The following is a 16,610-nucleotide window of genomic DNA, read 5'->3' as shown; positions in this document are numbered from 1 at the left end:
GACGTCAGGAGAGCCCTTGTTCAGTTATCGCAAGCCTTGACCGGCCCGGGAATCCTGAGAAGCGCCGAGATGGGTAGAACATCGGCAGGTTTGCAAAAAAGAGATGCAGGTTGCGGGGGAAAAACGCACGCCAGAACGGCATGGCAGATTAAGCGGATCACGACGGTTCATTATCTGGTATCACCTCCACGCCAGCCCTTGTGTGACCAGCGATAAGCCAAAGCTAAAATTCACTCTCAGCCCGGCTGGAAGTGGCGACACGGAGTCTGATTCCGTGCGCTTTTTTGCAGGAGCCGCGCGCGCCGTTTTATACCGGGAACAGGGGTAAAAAGCAAAATAAAAAAGCGGCTTGCGCGGTCCTTGTCAGGAAATATTGCCATCGCTGCGTTGACGGCTATGCGAACCGCCTCAAAAACTGCTGGAAATCGGCTTAAGATTTAACCTAGAATAGCCGTCCAGATGTTAATCCATCTATACTGATTAACACTTAGCCTTCCTGTGTGTTTACCTGCATGGCCGCAGAATTTTCTTCTTAGATGGCACCGACACACGGTATGCTGAGCTAATTGATTTATCCAGGGTGATACAAAACATGGCAAAACACCTTTTTACCTCTGAATCTGTCTCAGAGGGACATCCCGATAAAATTGCGGACCAGATCTCCGATGCAGTGCTGGACGCTATTCTTGAGCAGGATCCGAAAGCACGCGTGGCCTGCGAAACTTACGTGAAAACCGGCATGGTGCTGGTCGGCGGTGAAATCACCACCAGCGCGTGGGTGGATATCGAAGAGATTACCCGCAACACCGTTCGTGAGATTGGCTACATCCATTCTGATATGGGCTTTGACGCCAATTCCTGCGCCGTACTGAGCGCTATCGGTAAACAGTCTCCGGACATCAACCAGGGCGTTGACCGCACCGACCCGCTTGAGCAGGGCGCGGGCGACCAGGGCCTGATGTTTGGTTACGCGACCAACGAAACCGACGTGCTGATGCCTGCGCCGGTCACCTACGCGCACCGTCTGGTGCAGCGTCAGGCTGAAGTGCGTAAAAACGGCACCCTGCCGTGGCTGCGCCCGGATGCGAAAAGCCAGGTCACTTTCCAGTACGACGCCGGTAAAATTGTCGGCATCGACGCGGTCGTGCTCTCTACGCAGCATGCTGAAGATATCGAGCAGCACGCGCTGCACGAAGCGGTAATGGAAGAGATAATCAAGCCGGTTCTGCCTGCGGAATGGCTGAATGAATCGACTAAATACTTCATCAACCCGACAGGCCGTTTCGTTATCGGCGGCCCGATGGGCGACTGCGGCCTGACCGGTCGTAAGATCATTGTCGACACCTACGGCGGCATGGCCCGTCACGGCGGCGGCGCGTTCTCTGGTAAGGACCCGTCTAAAGTGGACCGTTCCGCAGCCTACGCGGCGCGTTATGTCGCGAAAAACATCGTGGCCGCAGGCCTCGCTGACCGCTGCGAAATTCAGGTGTCTTACGCGATTGGCGTAGCGGAACCGACCTCCATCATGGTAGAAACCTTCGGTACCGAGAAAATCGCGACCGAGCAGCTCACCCTGCTGGTGCGTGAATTCTTCGACCTGCGTCCGTACGGCCTGATCCAGATGCTGGATCTGCTGCACCCGATCTATAAAGAGACCGCCGCTTACGGTCACTTTGGTCGTGAACACTTCCCGTGGGAAAAAACCGACAAAGCGCAGCTGCTGCGCGATGCTGCCGGTCTGAAATAATCCCCTGCGCAGTGACGCTCAAAGGCCAGCCTCGTGCTGGCCTTTTGCTTTTCGGGCGCTGGATCCTCCCCGCTCCTTCTATTTAGCCGACAGCGACTATACTTCTTGCCAGTTGCGCAGGTCGGAACTCACTGAAACCGATTACATCAGCAGGAAAACCGGCGCTTTTTCAGAATTGTCTTTACGCGAACGTCCGTTCCGCATTCTGTTACATGCCGTTTCGGTTTAGTCTGAATTCCTCTCTGCCGCTTCGTTACTGGCTACACTAATTAACTGATAAAAAAAGGGATAAGCGCTTTACGCAAGTTGACACTAGTGTAACCGATTACACGCACGTGACTGATATCACATATTTTTACGTTACGCTAACTTACCCTTTACCACGATAAAACCAATAACCCAACTGGAGGGCAGTATGCCTGACAATAAAAAACAGGGGCGTTCAAACAAGGCCATGACGTTCTTCGTCTGTTTTCTCGCGGCCCTGGCGGGACTTCTTTTCGGCCTGGACATCGGCGTGATCGCGGGCGCGCTGCCCTTCATCACTGAAGATTTTAATATCACCCCGCACCAGCAGGAGTGGGTCGTCAGCTCCATGATGTTTGGTGCCGCCGTCGGCGCGGTCGGCAGCGGCTGGCTCTCCTCACGCCTCGGGCGTAAATACAGCCTGATGATAGGTTCCGTGCTGTTTGTTATCGGCTCGCTCTGCTCGGCCTTTGCGCCGAACGTGGAAGTGCTGATTATCTCCCGCGTGCTTCTGGGCCTGGCGGTAGGTATCGCCTCCTACACCGCGCCGCTGTACCTGTCTGAAATCGCGCCGGAGAAGATCCGCGGCAGTATGATTTCGATGTATCAGCTGATGATAACCATCGGTATCCTGGGCGCGTATCTCTCCGACACCGCCTTCAGCTACAGCGGCGCCTGGCGCTGGATGCTGGGTGTTATTACCATTCCGGCGATTCTGCTGCTGATTGGCGTCTTCTTCCTGCCGGACAGCCCGCGCTGGTTCGCTGCCAAACGTCGCTTCCACGATGCCGAACGCGTGCTGCTGCGCCTGCGTGACTCCAGCGCCGAAGCCAAGCGCGAGCTCGAAGAGATCCGCGAAAGCCTGAAGGTGAAGCAGAGCGGCTGGGCGCTGTTTAAAGACAACAGCAACTTCCGCCGCGCAGTGTTCCTCGGCATTCTGTTGCAGGTCATGCAGCAGTTCACCGGCATGAACGTCATCATGTACTATGCGCCGAAAATCTTCGAACTGGCCGGGTATTCCAATACCACCGAACAGATGTGGGGCACCGTAATTGTGGGCCTGACCAACGTGCTGGCGACATTTATCGCGATTGGTCTGGTCGACCGCTGGGGGCGTAAGCCGACGCTTATCCTCGGCTTTATCGTGATGGCCGCGGGCATGGGCATTCTCGGCACCATGCTGCACATGGGCATCGACAGCCCGGCAGGCCAGTACTTCGCGGTCGCCATGCTGCTGATGTTCATTATCGGTTTTGCGATGAGCGCCGGTCCGCTTATCTGGGTATTGTGCTCTGAAATCCAGCCGCTGAAAGGTCGCGATTTCGGTATCACGCTCTCTACCGCGACCAACTGGATTGCCAACATGATAGTCGGGGCGACCTTCCTGACCATGCTCAACACGCTGGGCAACGCGCCGACCTTCTGGGTCTATGCCGGTCTCAACCTGTTCTTCATCGTGCTGACTATCTGGCTGGTGCCGGAAACCAAGCACGTGTCGCTGGAACACATTGAGCGCAACCTGATGAAGGGCCGCAAACTGCGCGACATCGGCTCGAACGACTAAGCCTCGTTAATCAATGTCTTTTCAAAGGGATGCCTGGCATCCCTTTTTTATGCCCTGGTTTCAGAAGGAATAGCCGACCGTAAAATAGCCGGCCCAGCCGGTCGCCTTGACGTAAAAGTCGCCGTCGCCAAAGTTAAGCTTCGCATTATCCTTCCACTGGCCGCCATTATGGAAATAACGCGCCGTAACGGCGGTTTTCCAGTGCGCCCAGCTGAGCGAAAAAATATGCGAAGAGGCGATAGAGTCATTAGTGCGTGCGTTATCTCTGTCGCCCAGCTCCGAGCCAAAATCAAAATTCGTAAACCCGGAATAGGTAAACTGCGCGCCCCAGAGGCGGGTAATGGGAATGGCATATTTCACTTTTACACGATACCCGTCCCATTCATTTTCATTGGCCGCCGCATAGTACTGCCACTGGTATTTCGCGTAAACGTCAAACGCCAGCGTCACCGGCAATCCGGTGTCGATATCCGTCCCCAACCCCATATACCAGGTGCTTTGCCGCGACGCCCGATTATCGCCCATGTCATATACATAGTCGTTTGCGATATACCACTCTTTAAAAGGGCCGAATACCAGCGGCACACCGGTCAGCTTATCGAGTGAGAAGCGTGGTTCTATTTCCAGAAACAGCGGCGATCCATCATCCCACGCGCCGTGGTCCGGCGTATTACCGACGCCGAAAAATTTAGGAATATCGACATAGCCGTAAAAATCAAACCAGTCCTTTTTACCGAAAGCCGTATATTCCGGATAAAGATCGTTAGTTAATATCGGGCCGAAGCGCGTATGATAACGCCCAATGACATTCAGGCTCTGATGCCACCAGTCTGATAAATATTCCTCCTGCGCTAATGCCTGCTGTGAAATGCCCGCCATGCATAATCCTAATAACCATCCTTTATTCATTTAGATAATCTCTTTAACGTTATCGCGTTATGACGCTCGCTACCAGCCTCATAAAATGACTTAATAATTTCCCGCACTGCCAGTGACGTAAAGCGCGCCGTGGTTACAACAGATAAATTAACAACAGCTTATATAATGCCGGGAGAGGTTATATTTTGTGATTGTCAGCGCAATCTACTGAATTAATAAAAGAGGCGCGCGCCAAAACCGCGACGGTAAATAAACACGCATCAGTAATTCAGAAAAGGATTAGCAACGGTCATTTTATTACCGGATAAAACCTGTCGTTAATAACGGTAAGCATTGTCACTGATAAGATGAAACGTTATTCTTTTCGTCATGAAAACCCCACGCCTCCCCATTGCCATTCAACAGGCCGTCATGCGCAGCCTGCGCGACGCCCTTGCGCGCGCCAACCTGAAGCTCGGCTGCAGCTACCCTGAGCCGAAACTGGTCTATCAGCAGCGTGGCACGGCGGCGGGTACCGCCTGGCTCGAAAGCTATGAAATCCGTTTAAATCCGGTGCTGTTGATGGAAAACCAGCAGGCGTTTATCGACGAAGTGGTGCCGCATGAGCTGGCGCATCTGCTGGTCTGGAAACATTTCGGGCGTGTGCCGCCCCACGGCAAAGAGTGGAAATGGATGATGGAAAGCGTGCTTGGCGTACCGGCGCGTCGAACGCATCAGTTTGAACTCAATTCGGTGCGCGCCAACACCTTCCTCTACCGCTGCCGCTGTCAGCAGCATCAGCTGACCGTCCGCCGCCACAACCGCGTGGTGCGCGGCGAAACCCAGTACCGCTGCGTGCGCTGCGGCGATACGCTGGTGGCGGAAAACTGACGCCTTCCGGAAATTTCTGGCAATAACCGATTGCTTCCGGCGCCCTCCTTCGTTACGTTGCGAACACCTTCAGATAAGGAACTGGAAGATGTCTCGCAAAATTTTACTGGCGGCAGCGCTGAGCGTCGCCGTTGTCGCGCCTGCCGCGCTGGCGGCAGGGATCCACAGCTTCAGCCAGGCCAAAGCCGCTGGCGTAAAAATCAACGCCGACGCGCCGGGCGATTTCTACTGCGGCTGCCCCATCACCTGGCAGGGCAAAAAGGGTATTCCCGACCTCAACGCGTGTGGTTATCAGGTACGCAAAAACGAAAACCGCGCCTCGCGTATCGAATGGGAGCACGTGGTGCCTGCGTGGCAGTTCGGCCACCAGCGCCAGTGCTGGCAGGAAGGCGGGCGTAAAAACTGCGATAAAGACCCGATCTATCGCGAAATGGAAACCGATCTTCATAACCTGCAACCCGCCGTTGGCGAGGTGAACGGCGATCGTGGGAATTTCCTCTACAGCCAGTGGCGCGGCGGCGAGGGCCAGTATGGCCAGTGTGAAATGAAGGTCGACTTTAAAAATAAACAGGCCGAGCCGCCTGCCCGCGCCCGTGGCGCTATCGCGCGCACCTATTTCTATATGCGCGATAAATATCAGCTCAATCTGTCGCGCGCGCAGACGCAGCTTTTCGAGGCCTGGAACAAGCTCTACCCGGTCACCGCGTGGGAATGCACCCGCGACGCGCGCATCGCGAAGGTGCAGGGCAACCATAACCCCTACGTACAGCAGGCTTGCCAGGGGCAAAACCGCTAACCTACACTACCGGGCAATTGTTAACGCAGGGCTTGCCGCGCGATGCCGCAAGCCCGTTTACCGGAAAAAGCCCATGCGAATTCCCCGCATCTATCATCCCGAGCCGTTAATCGTCGGGCGCGAAATCGCCCTTGATGAAGACGCCGCCAACCATGTGGGCCGGGTGCTGCGCATGAGCGCAGGCCAGGCGCTGCAACTTTTCGACGGCAGCAACCACGTTTTCGCCGCAGAAATCACCCAGGCGAGCAAAAAAAGCGTGCTGGTGAATGTGCTTAGCAGCGAGCCCGCGAACCGCGAATCGCCGCTTTTTTTACATCTGGGCCAGGTGATGTCGCGCGGCGAAAAAATGGAGTTCACCATCCAGAAATCGATCGAGCTTGGCGTCAGCGTTATCACGCCGCTGTTCTCCGAGCGCTGCGGCGTTAAGCTTGATGAAGAGCGCCTGAATAAAAAACTTCAGCAGTGGCAGAAAATCGCCATCGCCGCCTGCGAGCAATGTGGGCGCAACGTGGTGCCGGAAATCCGCCCGGCGATGGATCTGGAGGCCTGGTGCGCAGAGCCAGACAGCGGCCTTAAGCTGAATCTGCACCCGCGCGCCGCGCACAGCATCAACACGCTGCCGCAGCCCGTCGGGCGCGTGCGCCTGCTGATCGGCCCGGAAGGCGGCCTTACCGCCGATGAAATTGCCATGACCGCACGTTACCAGTTTACTGATATCCTGTTAGGACCACGCGTTTTGCGCACAGAGACCACTGCGCTCACCGCCATCACCGCACTGCAGGTGCGCTTTGGCGATCTGGGCTAAAGGAGAAAAATAATGATCAAGCTCGGCATCGTGATGGACCCCATCGCAAGCATTAACATCAAAAAAGATTCCAGCTTCGCCATGCTGCTGGAAGCCCAGCGCCGCGGCTACGAACTCCACTATATGGAAATGGCGGACCTCTACCTGAACAACGGCGACGCCCGCGCCCGCACGCGTCTTGTGAGCGTTGAGCAGAACTACGACAAATGGTACGAGTTCGGTACCGAGCAGGATATCGCGCTGGCCGATCTCGACGTGGTGCTGATGCGTAAAGATCCGCCGTTCGATACCGAATTCATTTACGCCACCTATATCCTTGAGCGCGCTGAAGAAAAAGGCACGCTTATCGTCAACAAGCCTCAGAGCCTGCGCGACTGCAATGAGAAACTGTTCACCGCGTGGTTTGCCGACCTTACCCCGCACACGCTGGTGACGCGCAACAAAGCGCAGCTGAAAGCTTTCTGGGAAAAACATGGCGACATCATTTTAAAACCGCTGGACGGTATGGGCGGCGCGTCAATTTTCCGCGTAAAAGAAGGCGACCCGAACCTGTCCGTCATTGCGGAGACGCTGACCGAGCTTGGCAGCCGCTACTGCATGGCGCAAAACTACCTGCCGGCGATTAAAGACGGCGACAAGCGCGTGCTGGTGGTGGACGGCGAGCCGGTGCCTTACTGCCTGGCACGTATTCCGCAGGGCGGCGAAACCCGCGGCAACCTGGCGGCGGGTGGTCGCGGCGAGCCGCGTCCGCTTTCTGACAGCGACTGGGAAATCGCCCGCCGCGTGGGGCCAACGCTGAAAGCGAAAGGGCTGATTTTTGTCGGCCTGGATATTATCGGTGACAAGCTGACCGAAATTAACGTCACCAGCCCGACCTGCATCCGGGAAATCGAGGCCCAGTTCCCGATTTCCATCACCGGCATGCTGATGGACGCCATTGAAAAACGCCTCGCTAAGTAAACCTGACGGGCGGGGATCCCCGCCCGTTACCCCACCGGGGGTGACAGCTCGCGACTTTCCCCGCATACTGAATCTGCCGATTTTCCAACCAGGACTACAGAACTTTTGACGATGAATTTACAGCATCATTTTCTCATTGCCATGCCGGCCCTTCAGGACCCGCTGTTCCGCCGTTCCGTGGTGTATATCTGCGAATACAATGATGAAGGGGCCATGGGTCTTATCATTAATAAGCCTCTGGAAAATCTGCAGGTGGAAGGTGTGCTTCAGAAACTGAAAATCACGCCGGAGCCGCGCGACCCGGCTATTCGTCTCGATAAACCGGTATTCCTCGGCGGCCCGCTGGCGGAAGATCGCGGTTTTATCCTCCATACGCCGCCCGATATGTTCTCTTCCAGCATTCGTATTTCTGACAACACGGTTATCACCACTTCACGCGACGTACTGGAAACGCTCGGCACCGCAGAGCAGCCCGCCGATGTGCTGGTGGCGCTCGGCTATTCTTCGTGGGAGAAAGGCCAGCTTGAAGAAGAAATCCTGGAAAACGCCTGGCTTACGGCCCCGGCGGATCTGAACATCCTGTTCCGCACGCCGATCGCCGACCGCTGGCGTGAGGCCGCGAAGCTTATCGGAATAGACATTCACACCATGCCTGGCGAAGCGGGGCACGCGTAATGAGCGGTACCCTGCTGGCCTTCGATTTTGGCACCAAAAGTATCGGCGTGGCGATTGGACAGCGCGTGACCGCCACCGCTCGTCCGCTGAACGCGATCAAAGCGCAGAACGGCAACCCGGACTGGTCGCTCATTGAGCGCCTGCTGAAAGAGTGGCAGCCGGATGACATCATCGTCGGCCTGCCGTTGAATATGGACGGAACGGAACAGCCGCTCACGGCGCGCGCCCGCACCTTCGCCAACCGGCTGCATGGCCGCTTCGGCGTTAAAGTGACGCTGCATGACGAGCGTCTCAGCACCGTGGAAGCCCGGGCCGGGCTCTTCGAGCGCGGTGGGTTTCGCGCGCTAAACAAAGGCAGCGTCGACTCCGCCTCTGCGGTCGTTATTCTGGAAAGTTACTTCGAGCAACACGGTTAAGGTTTCACGCGCAGCGTCGCCTGGCGCTGCGCCCTTTTCTCCCGTCTTAAACGGATTATTTCCGCTAATGAATCCGCCACGGATCACAGATCTGTCGTAACGCCTTTGCTAGCGCCGCTAATCGTTTCTATAAAAGAAACATAAAGAATGACCGTCAAACCGGTTTTACCAGCCGCATGGTCAGTTCATTCAATTGCTCAAGGCGGGTGTGGATTTCCGGCGCGCTGATATTCCACATACCGGCTAACGCCAGCGCGGCGCTGTGAATGCCAAGCGGTTTCGCCATTGAGACTTCGCCGTCATCGTGGCGCCAGATAACCTGGCCGCGCTCGCGCTGCTGCGCCACGTGGGGTGCCAGTTGAGCCCACTGCTCGGGTGTGAAGCGCCCTTCCAGCGCCTCATCGCTTTCAGCCGCGAGCAGCGCCATGCCGATAACCGACTGCCAGGCGGGCAGCATACGAAACCCGGCCAGGGCCTGGCTCATCTGGCTGCCGGGCGTCGAGTGGTAGATATAGATGATTTGATCTTCCCAGAGCACGCCGAGCGCCACGACGACATCTTTCGGCGCGTGTTGTTCAAGCTGCGGCAACGCATGGGAGAAGAGCGCGGAGCCGCGGATCGCCTGCGCCGCCAGGGCGTGGATGCCGGGACCGGGCAGATAACGGCGCTGCTCGTCCTGCATGGTGAGGCCGATGGAGGCCATCGTCATCAGCAGACGGTTAACGCGCGTGGTGTTGATGCCCATCAGGCGGGCCAGTTCGCGACAACCGATGGCTCGATCGCTCGAAACCAGATACTGCAGACAGCGGATCCCATCGATCAGACTCTGGTTGGGTTGTGAGGACATAGCGAAGTTCCGTTGCATGACAATGTGATGAGTGTAATGCCAGTTAAGAAGGATACAAGCTTATGAACATCTTTCCCCGCAGCGCCGACCGCACGTTTCCTGAGGAGCATCTTCATGCCGATCTGCTGGTGGCGGGCGGCGGGCTGGCCGGTTTGTGCGCGGCGCTGGCTGCGGCCCGCGATGGGTTGCACGTGATCCTGGTACAGGACAGACCGGTACTCGGCGGCAATGCCTCCAGCGAAGTACGGCTGTGGGCCAACGGCGCAACCTCACACATGGGCAACAATAACCGCTGGGCACGCGAAGGCGGTATTATGGGCGAGATCCTGGAAGAGAACCTCTGGCGCAATAAAGAGGGCAATCCGGTGATGTTCGATCTGGTGTTGCTGGATCTGGCGCGCTCCCAGCCCGGCCTGACGCTGCTGCTCAACACGGCGATTTTTGAGGTGGAAAGCAACGACCGGCGTATTCAACGCGTGCGTGGCTTTAACGCCATCAACGAGACGTTTTATACTCTTACCGCCAGCCAGTTTTGCGACGCCACCGGCGATGGCGTACTCGGCTACCTCTCCGGCGCCGAGTTTCGCGTCGGCGCGGAAGAGGCTGACGAGCTCGGCGAAAAAATGGCGCCGGGCGACAGCTTCGGGCATAAACTCGGCCACTCAATTTACTTCTACACCAAACAGACCAGCGGGCCAGTGCGCTTCGTCCCGCCGTCGTTCGCGCTGAAAGACATCACCGACATCCCGCGCTACCAGCGTCTGACTTCCACGCTAAACGGCTGCGATCTCTGGTGGCTCGAATGGGGCGGTCGCCTCGACACCGTGCATCAGAGCGAAGAGATCAAATGGGAGCTGTGGAAAATCGTCTGGGGCGTCTGGGATCATATTAAAAACTCCGGACAGTTTCCCGATGCCGATAATCTGACTATCGAGTGGGTCGGCACCATCCCCGGCAAGCGCGAAAGCCGCCGGTTTATGGGAGATTACCTGCTCTGCCAGCAGGATATTATCGAGCAGCGCGACCATTACGACGCCGTGGCTTACGGCGGCTGGTCTATCGATCTGCATCCGGCAGATGGCGTCTACAGCACCCACGACGGCTGCCGCCAGTTTCACAGCAAAGGGACCTACACCATTCCCTGGCGCAGCCTGTACAGCCGCTCGCTTGATAATCTCTTTCTGACCGGGCGGCTCATCTCCGCCTCGCATGTCGCCTTCGGCAGCGCCCGCGTGATGTGTACCTGCGGACTGCTGGGCGAAATCGTGGGACGCGCGGCGGCGATCTGCCATCAACAGACGCTCACGCCGCGCCAGCTGGCAGCACGCGAGCACATTGGCGCGCTGCAACAGCATGTGCAGGCGACGGGCTGTTATATTCCGCGCCAGCGGCTGAACGACCCGGCGCGCGGCGCAGAGCTTCGCGTCAGCAGCGAATATCAACTGGCTGAGCTGACGCCGAACGGCGAATGGGCGCCGCTGTCGGCCCGCATCGCGCTGCTGCTGCCGCTGCGGGCCGGGCAATCGCTGCCCACCCTGCATTTTACGTTGCGGGCTGACGCACCTCAGCGCCTGCGCGTTCAGTTGCTTACCAGTCACAAGCCGGGCAACTATACGCCGGAGCGCTGGCTTGACGAATGCGAACTGGAGATTCGCGATGCCGCCTCGTACCGGGTGGCGCTGCGCCATACCGCCGAAGCGGACTGCTACGTGTTTGTCGTTTTCGATCGCTGCGACGGGGTCGAGCTGGCGCTCAGCGCGCAGCACCTGCCGGGCATTATGATGGTGTTTAACAGCGTGAACGCCCGCGTCGCCAAACGCTCGCGCCAGGTCGTGGACGGCGACTACGGCGTGGACGAGTTCGATTTCTGGCTGCCGCGCCGCCGTCCGCACCAGATTATGCCCGCGCTGCGCCTCGATGCCCCGCTGCGCTGCTACCCGGCGGAAAATCTGCTCAATGGCCGCCTGCGCCCGGAACAGCAAACCAACGCCTGGGTGCCCGCGATGGACGATCCACTTCCTGCCGTCGAATGGCGCTGGCCGCAACCCCAGGCGTTCCAGGCACTGACGCTGATCTTGGATAACGATTTTGATAACGCGATGGAGACGGTACAGATGGGCCATGACCGCGCCGTGACGCCCCACTGCGTCACCCATTACCGCCTCTGGGCTGATGACGCGCTGCTGGCGGAGGTGGCCGATAACCATCGCTCGGTCTGCGAGCACCGCCTCAACGCCTCCAGCGCGGCGCGCGTTATCCGGCTTGAGATTGTCAGTACTGCAGGCGGCCTGCCCGCGCTCTACGCGCTCCACGTGCATTAGCACCAGTGCGCGGCGCTGGCCTCTTTTTGCAGCGCCAGCCTGCCTTCGTTGAGACGCATCGCGACACTTTGCGCGAACGTCTGCATCCCGTGCTGCTGGCCGGTTTCCATCAGGCCTGGCAACTGGTGCGTTTTCGCCTCACGGATGAGGTTCGCCACCGCTGGCGTGTTAATCAGCAGTTCATGAAGCGCCGTCCTTCCGCCCTGCGCGTCCGCCACCAGCTTTTGCGCCAGCACCGCCTTGAGGCTACCCGCAAGCTGGCTGCGTACTTTGTTCTGTTCATCCGCCGGAAAGACATCCACCAGGCGCTCGACGGCCTGTGCCGCGCCGCGCGTATGCAGCGTCGCCATTACCAGGTGGCCGGTTTCCGCCGCCGTCAGCGCCAGCCGGATGGTTTCGCTGTCCCGCAATTCGCCCAGCAAAATGACATCCGGATCTTCACGTAGCGCGCCGCGCAGCCCGTCGCTGAAGCTCTGACAGTGGGTGCCGATTTCACGCTGCTGAATGAGACAGCGCGCGGGTTGATGACAAAACTCAACCGGATCTTCAAGCGTCAGGATATGGCCGTCGAGCGTCTCGTTCAGGTAGCCGACCATCGCCGCAAGCGTGGTGGATTTACCGCTGCCGGTCGCGCCGGTGACCAGCAGCAGGCCGTCCGGCATATTGAGCAGCCCCGGCACCGCCGCCGGTACGCCCAGCGCCTCGAGCCGCGGACAGCCACGCGGCAGCAGGCGCAAGACCAGCGACACGCCCTGCATCTGGCGAAACGCGTTCCCGCGAAGGCGCACGCCGCCTGCCAGACTCACCGCGAAATCCGTCTGCCCGCGCTCGGAAAGCTCGCGCTGATGGGCGTCGTCGAGCCAGCGCGCCAGCAAGTTTTCCGGCTTCGGCACCGGGTGCGTAAGCGGCTCCAGCCGCCCTTGCCTGCGCCAGCGCGCAGGCAGCTCGCTACACAGGTGTAGATCCGAAACATTATGCTTTACACTAAGCGCCACTAATTCATCCATTTCCATATAGCTTCCCTAACCATGAGTGAGACAGAACGCAACTTAGCGCAGGTTCGGCAAAAGATCTCAGCGGCTGCACAACGCTGCGGCCGGGCTCCAGAAGAAGTTACGCTGCTTGCAGTGAGTAAAACAAAACCTGCGAGCGCGATAGCAGAAGCTATCGACGCCGGGCAGCGTGAATTCGGTGAAAACTATGTGCAGGAGGGAGTGGACAAGATCCAGCATTTTCGCGAGACGGGCGTCGACGGGCTGACGTGGCACTTTATCGGTCCGTTGCAGTCCAACAAAAGCCGTCTGGTCGCGGAGCATTTCGACTGGTGTCATACCGTCGACCGGCTGCGCATCGCCACCCGGCTGAACGAGCAGCGCCCTGACGAGATGGCGCCGCTTAACGTGCTGATTCAGGTTAATATCAGCGATGAACAGAGCAAATCCGGCATCGCCCTGGACGAGCTGGACGCGCTGGCGGCGGCGGTGGCCGCCCTGCCGCGCCTGCGGCTGCGCGGGTTGATGGCCATTCCGGCACCGGAAAAAGCGTACGAGCGCCAGTTTGCCGTCGCCAGCGAGATGGCGGCGGCGTTCACCGCGCTTAAGGCCCGCTACCCGACGGTAGACACGCTTTCGCTCGGCATGAGCGATGATATGGAAGCCGCCATCGCCGCAGGCAGCACGATGGTGCGCATTGGTACCGCGATTTTCGGCGCGCGCGATTATGCCCGCGCCGCTCAACATTAACTTCTGAGGAACGCCATGCTGACGTTGACTTTCCTGGTCAAAACCGTGATCGAGCTGTATGTGATGGTGCTGCTGCTGCGCATCTGGATGCAGTGGTCGCGCTGCGATTTTTATAACCCGCTCGCCCAGACGGTCGTGAAATTTACCCAGCCGATTATCGGCCCGCTGCGCCGCATTATTCCGTCAATGGGGCCTGTCGACACGGCCTCGCTGCTGGTGGCGTTTATTCTCTCGACGCTGAAATTCCCGCTGCTGCTGTTAATTCAGTCGGGCGGCTTATCGCTCGATCCGTTTAACCTGGTGGTGGGCTTGTTGTCGCTGCTGAAATCCGCCGGGCTGCTGGTCTTCTGGGTGATTATCATTCGCTCGCTGATGAGCTGGGTAAGCCAGGGCCGCAGCCCGATTGAATTTGTGCTGATCCAGCTTACCGAGCCGCTGATGGCTCCAGTTCGCCGCATTCTTCCGGCGATGGGCGGCATCGATTTTTCCGCCATGGGCGTGATTATCCTGCTTTATCTGCTGAACTACCTCGGCATGGATCTCTTCCCGGGGCTGTGGAATCTGCTGTGAGTGCCGTCAGTAAAACCGTCGACGGGCTGGTGTTGCGGTTGTATATCCAGCCGAAAGCCAGCCGCGACAGCATTATCGGGTTACATGGCGACGAATTGAAAGTCGCCATTACCGCCCCGCCGGTTGACGGTCAGGCCAACGCCCACCTGGTTAAATACCTCGCAAAACAGTTTCGCGTGGCCAAAAGCCAGGTAGTGATTGAAAAAGGCGAACTGGGCCGTCATAAGCAAGTCAAAATTATCGACCCCCAACAGATCCCAACGGAAGTTGCGGCTGTCACCGAATCATTACAGGATTGAGCTATGCAGAAAGTTGTCCTCGCGACCGGCAACGCCGGTAAAGTGCGCGAACTCGCCTCATTACTGCGGGAGTTTGGGCTGGATATCGTGGCGCAGACCGAACTCGGCGTCGACTCCGCCGAAGAAACCGGTCTGACGTTTATCGAAAACGCGATTCTGAAAGCGCGCCACGCCGCGCAGATCACGGGGCTGCCAGCGATTGCCGATGACTCCGGTCTGGCCGTGGATTTTCTGGGCGGCGCGCCGGGGATTTACTCCGCCCGCTATTCCGGGGTGGACGCCACCGACCAGCAGAATCTTGAAAAGCTGCTTGTGGCCCTGAAAGATGTCCCGGACGAACAGCGTACTGCGCAGTTCCACTGCGTACTGGTCTATATGCGTCACGCGGAAGATCCCACACCGATTGTCTGTCACGGCAGCTGGCCGGGCGTGATCACCCGTGAAGCGGCAGGCAACGGCGGCTTTGGCTACGACCCGATTTTCTTTGTCCCCTCCGAGGGCAAAACCGCCGCCGAGCTGACGCGTGAAGAGAAAAGCGCTATCTCCCACCGCGGGCAGGCGCTGAAATTATTACTGGAAGCAATACGTAATGGCTGATTTGCCACCCTTAAGTCTTTATATCCACATTCCCTGGTGCGTACAGAAGTGCCCCTATTGCGACTTCAACTCCCACGCGCTGAAGGGCGAAGTGCCGCACGACGATTATGTCCAGCATCTGTTACGCGATCTGGATAACGATGCGCCCTGGGCGCAGGGCCGCGAAGTGAAGACGATTTTCATCGGCGGCGGGACGCCGAGCCTCCTCTCCGGCCCGGCGATGCAAACCTTGCTGGACGGTGTGCGTGCGCGTCTGAACCTGGCAGCGGATGCTGAAATTACAATGGAAGCCAACCCCGGCACCGTTGAAGCCGACCGCTTTGTCGAGTATCAGCGCGCAGGCGTGAACCGAATTTCCATCGGCGTGCAGAGCTTTAGCGAGCCGAAGCTTACGCGTCTTGGCCGTATTCACGGGCCGGAAGAAGCAAAGCGCGCGGCACGGCTGGCGAGCGGTCTTGGGCTGCGCAGCTTTAACCTTGATTTGATGCACGGTCTGCCGGATCAGTCGCTCGCCGAGGCGCTGGACGATCTGCGTCAGGCTATCGCGCTTAATCCGCCGCATCTGTCCTGGTATCAACTGACTATTGAGCCGAACACGCTGTTTGGCTCGCGCCCGCCTGTGCTGCCTGATGACGACGCGCTATGGGATATCTTCGAGCAGGGTCATCAGTTACTAACCGCCGCCGGGTATGAGCAGTATGAGACGTCGGCCTACGCGAAACCGGGCTACCAGTGCCAGCACAATCTGAATTACTGGCGCTTCGGGGATTATCTCGGCATCGGATGCGGCGCGCACGGCAAAGTGACGCTCGCGGACGGGCGTATTCTGCGTACCGCCAAAACCCGCCATCCACGCGGCTATATGACCGGCACTTATCTCGATAAGCAGCATGAGGTTGAGACGCAGGACAAACCGTTTGAGTTTTTCATGAACCGTTTCCGCCTGCTGGAGCCCGCGCCGCGCGCCGAGTTTCACCGTTATACGGGGCTTGATGAAGCCGCCATCCGCCCGCAGATTGACGAGGCGATTGCGCGCAATTATCTGGTGGAGACACCGGAGAACTGGCAGATCACCGGGCACGGTAAGCTGTTTCTGAACTCGCTGCTGGAGCTGTTCCTGACGGAATAACGGCTTTTGACAACGCGGGTGTGCCGGGTTACGGCCTCAATGGCAGTGACGCCGCGCTTACCCGCTCTGCTTATGGATATAGCCTTGATCGGCTGGATAAGCAAAGCGTATCCACCTTGAGGCTCAGGTACAAAAAAGCCGCTTCGC

At 58.2% G+C, this 16,610-nt stretch carries 18 protein-coding genes; 14 read left to right on the top strand and 4 right to left on the bottom strand.

What is annotated here, in order from left to right; genetic code table 11:
• Nucleotides 1-24: 24 nt before the first annotated feature.
• Nucleotides 25-171, bottom strand: a complete 147-nt coding sequence (locus AFK63_RS21820) for a hypothetical protein (RefSeq protein ID WP_438504257.1) — start codon at nucleotides 169-171, stop codon at nucleotides 25-27.
• A gap of 421 nt (nucleotides 172-592) precedes the next feature.
• On the opposite strand from AFK63_RS21820, the gene metK reads away from it, so the two are divergent.
• Together metK and AFK63_RS02185 are read left to right on the top strand one after the other, a co-directional pair.
• Nucleotides 593-1,747 (top strand): methionine adenosyltransferase, encoded by a 1,155-nt coding sequence (gene metK, locus AFK63_RS02190; protein ID WP_038867935.1) that lies wholly within the window; start codon nucleotides 593-595, stop codon nucleotides 1,745-1,747.
• Nucleotides 1,748-2,162: 415 nt separating this feature from the next.
• Nucleotides 2,163-3,557 (top strand): sugar porter family MFS transporter, encoded by a 1,395-nt coding sequence (locus tag AFK63_RS02185; protein WP_038867933.1) that lies wholly within the window; start codon nucleotides 2,163-2,165, stop codon nucleotides 3,555-3,557.
• Nucleotides 3,558-3,617: 60 nt separating this feature from the next.
• Here AFK63_RS02185 and AFK63_RS02180 read toward each other — a convergent pair whose 3' ends face one another.
• Complete coding sequence (locus AFK63_RS02180; RefSeq protein WP_321572189.1) at nucleotides 3,618-4,436, bottom strand: nucleoside-specific channel-forming protein Tsx; 819 nt, start codon at nucleotides 4,434-4,436, stop codon at nucleotides 3,618-3,620.
• Between the two features lie 369 nt (nucleotides 4,437-4,805).
• Here AFK63_RS02180 and AFK63_RS02175 point away from each other — a divergent pair, with 369 nt between their 5' ends.
• The 6 genes from AFK63_RS02175 (at nucleotide 4,806) to ruvX (ending at nucleotide 8,958) form a co-directional block, all read left to right on the top strand.
• Entirely contained in the window at nucleotides 4,806-5,306 is a 501-nt protein-coding gene (locus tag AFK63_RS02175) for a SprT family zinc-dependent metalloprotease (protein ID WP_038867929.1), read from the top strand.
• An 88-nt stretch (nucleotides 5,307-5,394) separates the two neighbouring features.
• Nucleotides 5,395-6,102 (top strand): deoxyribonuclease I, encoded by a 708-nt coding sequence (gene endA, locus AFK63_RS02170; RefSeq protein WP_038867927.1) that lies wholly within the window; start codon nucleotides 5,395-5,397, stop codon nucleotides 6,100-6,102.
• Nucleotides 6,103-6,175: 73 nt separating this feature from the next.
• Entirely contained in the window at nucleotides 6,176-6,907 is a 732-nt protein-coding gene (gene rsmE, locus AFK63_RS02165) for a 16S rRNA (uracil(1498)-N(3))-methyltransferase (RefSeq protein ID WP_038867925.1), read from the top strand.
• 12 nt (nucleotides 6,908-6,919) lie between these two features.
• Entirely contained in the window at nucleotides 6,920-7,867 is a 948-nt protein-coding gene (gene gshB, locus AFK63_RS02160) for a glutathione synthase (protein ID WP_038867923.1), read from the top strand.
• A 111-nt stretch (nucleotides 7,868-7,978) separates the two neighbouring features.
• Complete coding sequence (locus tag AFK63_RS02155) at nucleotides 7,979-8,542, top strand: YqgE/AlgH family protein (RefSeq protein WP_038867921.1); 564 nt, start codon at nucleotides 7,979-7,981, stop codon at nucleotides 8,540-8,542.
• Entirely contained in the window at nucleotides 8,542-8,958 is a 417-nt protein-coding gene (gene ruvX / locus AFK63_RS02150) for a Holliday junction resolvase RuvX (RefSeq protein ID WP_038867918.1), read from the top strand. The genes AFK63_RS02155 and ruvX overlap by 1 nt, the downstream gene beginning before the upstream one ends.
• Nucleotides 8,959-9,112: 154 nt before the next feature.
• Here the strand turns inward: ruvX and AFK63_RS02145 are convergent, their stop codons facing one another.
• On the bottom strand, nucleotides 9,113-9,805 hold the full coding sequence (locus tag AFK63_RS02145; protein ID WP_038867917.1) for an IclR family transcriptional regulator domain-containing protein: 693 nt from the start codon (nucleotides 9,803-9,805) through the stop codon (nucleotides 9,113-9,115).
• 62 nt (nucleotides 9,806-9,867) lie between these two features.
• On the opposite strand from AFK63_RS02145, the gene AFK63_RS02140 reads away from it, so the two are divergent.
• Nucleotides 9,868-12,126 (top strand): FAD-dependent oxidoreductase, encoded by a 2,259-nt coding sequence (locus tag AFK63_RS02140; protein WP_038867914.1) that lies wholly within the window; start codon nucleotides 9,868-9,870, stop codon nucleotides 12,124-12,126.
• Here the strand turns inward: AFK63_RS02140 and AFK63_RS02135 are convergent.
• Nucleotides 12,123-13,139 carry a type IV pilus twitching motility protein PilT gene (locus AFK63_RS02135; protein WP_038867912.1) on the bottom strand — a complete coding sequence of 339 codons (1,017 nt, stop codon included), beginning with the start codon at nucleotides 13,137-13,139 and terminating at the stop codon, nucleotides 12,123-12,125. The two genes, AFK63_RS02140 and AFK63_RS02135, sit on opposite strands and share 4 nt — an antisense overlap.
• Before the next feature lie 15 nt (nucleotides 13,140-13,154).
• Here AFK63_RS02135 and AFK63_RS02130 point away from each other — a divergent pair, with 15 nt between their 5' ends.
• Genes AFK63_RS02130 through hemW form a run of 5 tightly spaced genes read left to right on the top strand, consistent with a single transcriptional unit; the run spans nucleotide 13,155 to nucleotide 16,463 of the window.
• The gene (locus AFK63_RS02130) at nucleotides 13,155-13,868 is read left to right on the top strand and encodes a YggS family pyridoxal phosphate-dependent enzyme (protein WP_038867910.1); all 714 of its coding nucleotides are present in this window, start codon (nucleotides 13,155-13,157) and stop codon (nucleotides 13,866-13,868) included.
• Nucleotides 13,869-13,883: 15 nt separating this feature from the next.
• The gene (locus AFK63_RS02125) at nucleotides 13,884-14,438 is read left to right on the top strand and encodes a YggT family protein (protein WP_038867909.1); all 555 of its coding nucleotides are present in this window, start codon (nucleotides 13,884-13,886) and stop codon (nucleotides 14,436-14,438) included.
• A complete protein-coding gene (gene yggU, locus AFK63_RS02120) occupies nucleotides 14,435-14,737 on the top strand; it encodes a DUF167 family protein YggU (RefSeq protein ID WP_038867907.1) in 303 nt (100 codons plus the stop codon). The genes AFK63_RS02125 and yggU overlap by 4 nt, the downstream gene beginning before the upstream one ends.
• A gap of 3 nt (nucleotides 14,738-14,740) precedes the next feature.
• A complete protein-coding gene (locus AFK63_RS02115) occupies nucleotides 14,741-15,334 on the top strand; it encodes an XTP/dITP diphosphatase (protein WP_038867905.1) in 594 nt (197 codons plus the stop codon).
• Entirely contained in the window at nucleotides 15,327-16,463 is a 1,137-nt protein-coding gene (gene hemW / locus AFK63_RS02110) for a radical SAM family heme chaperone HemW (protein ID WP_038867902.1), read from the top strand. The genes AFK63_RS02115 and hemW overlap by 8 nt, the downstream gene beginning before the upstream one ends.
• The last annotated feature ends 147 nt before the right edge of the window (nucleotides 16,464-16,610 follow it).

The organism is Cronobacter muytjensii ATCC 51329, assembly GCF_001277195.1.
Lineage (GTDB): Bacteria > Pseudomonadota > Gammaproteobacteria > Enterobacterales > Enterobacteriaceae > Cronobacter > Cronobacter muytjensii.
Note: the sequence above shows the minus strand (reverse complement) of the source record. Positions and strands in the feature narration are given on the sequence as shown.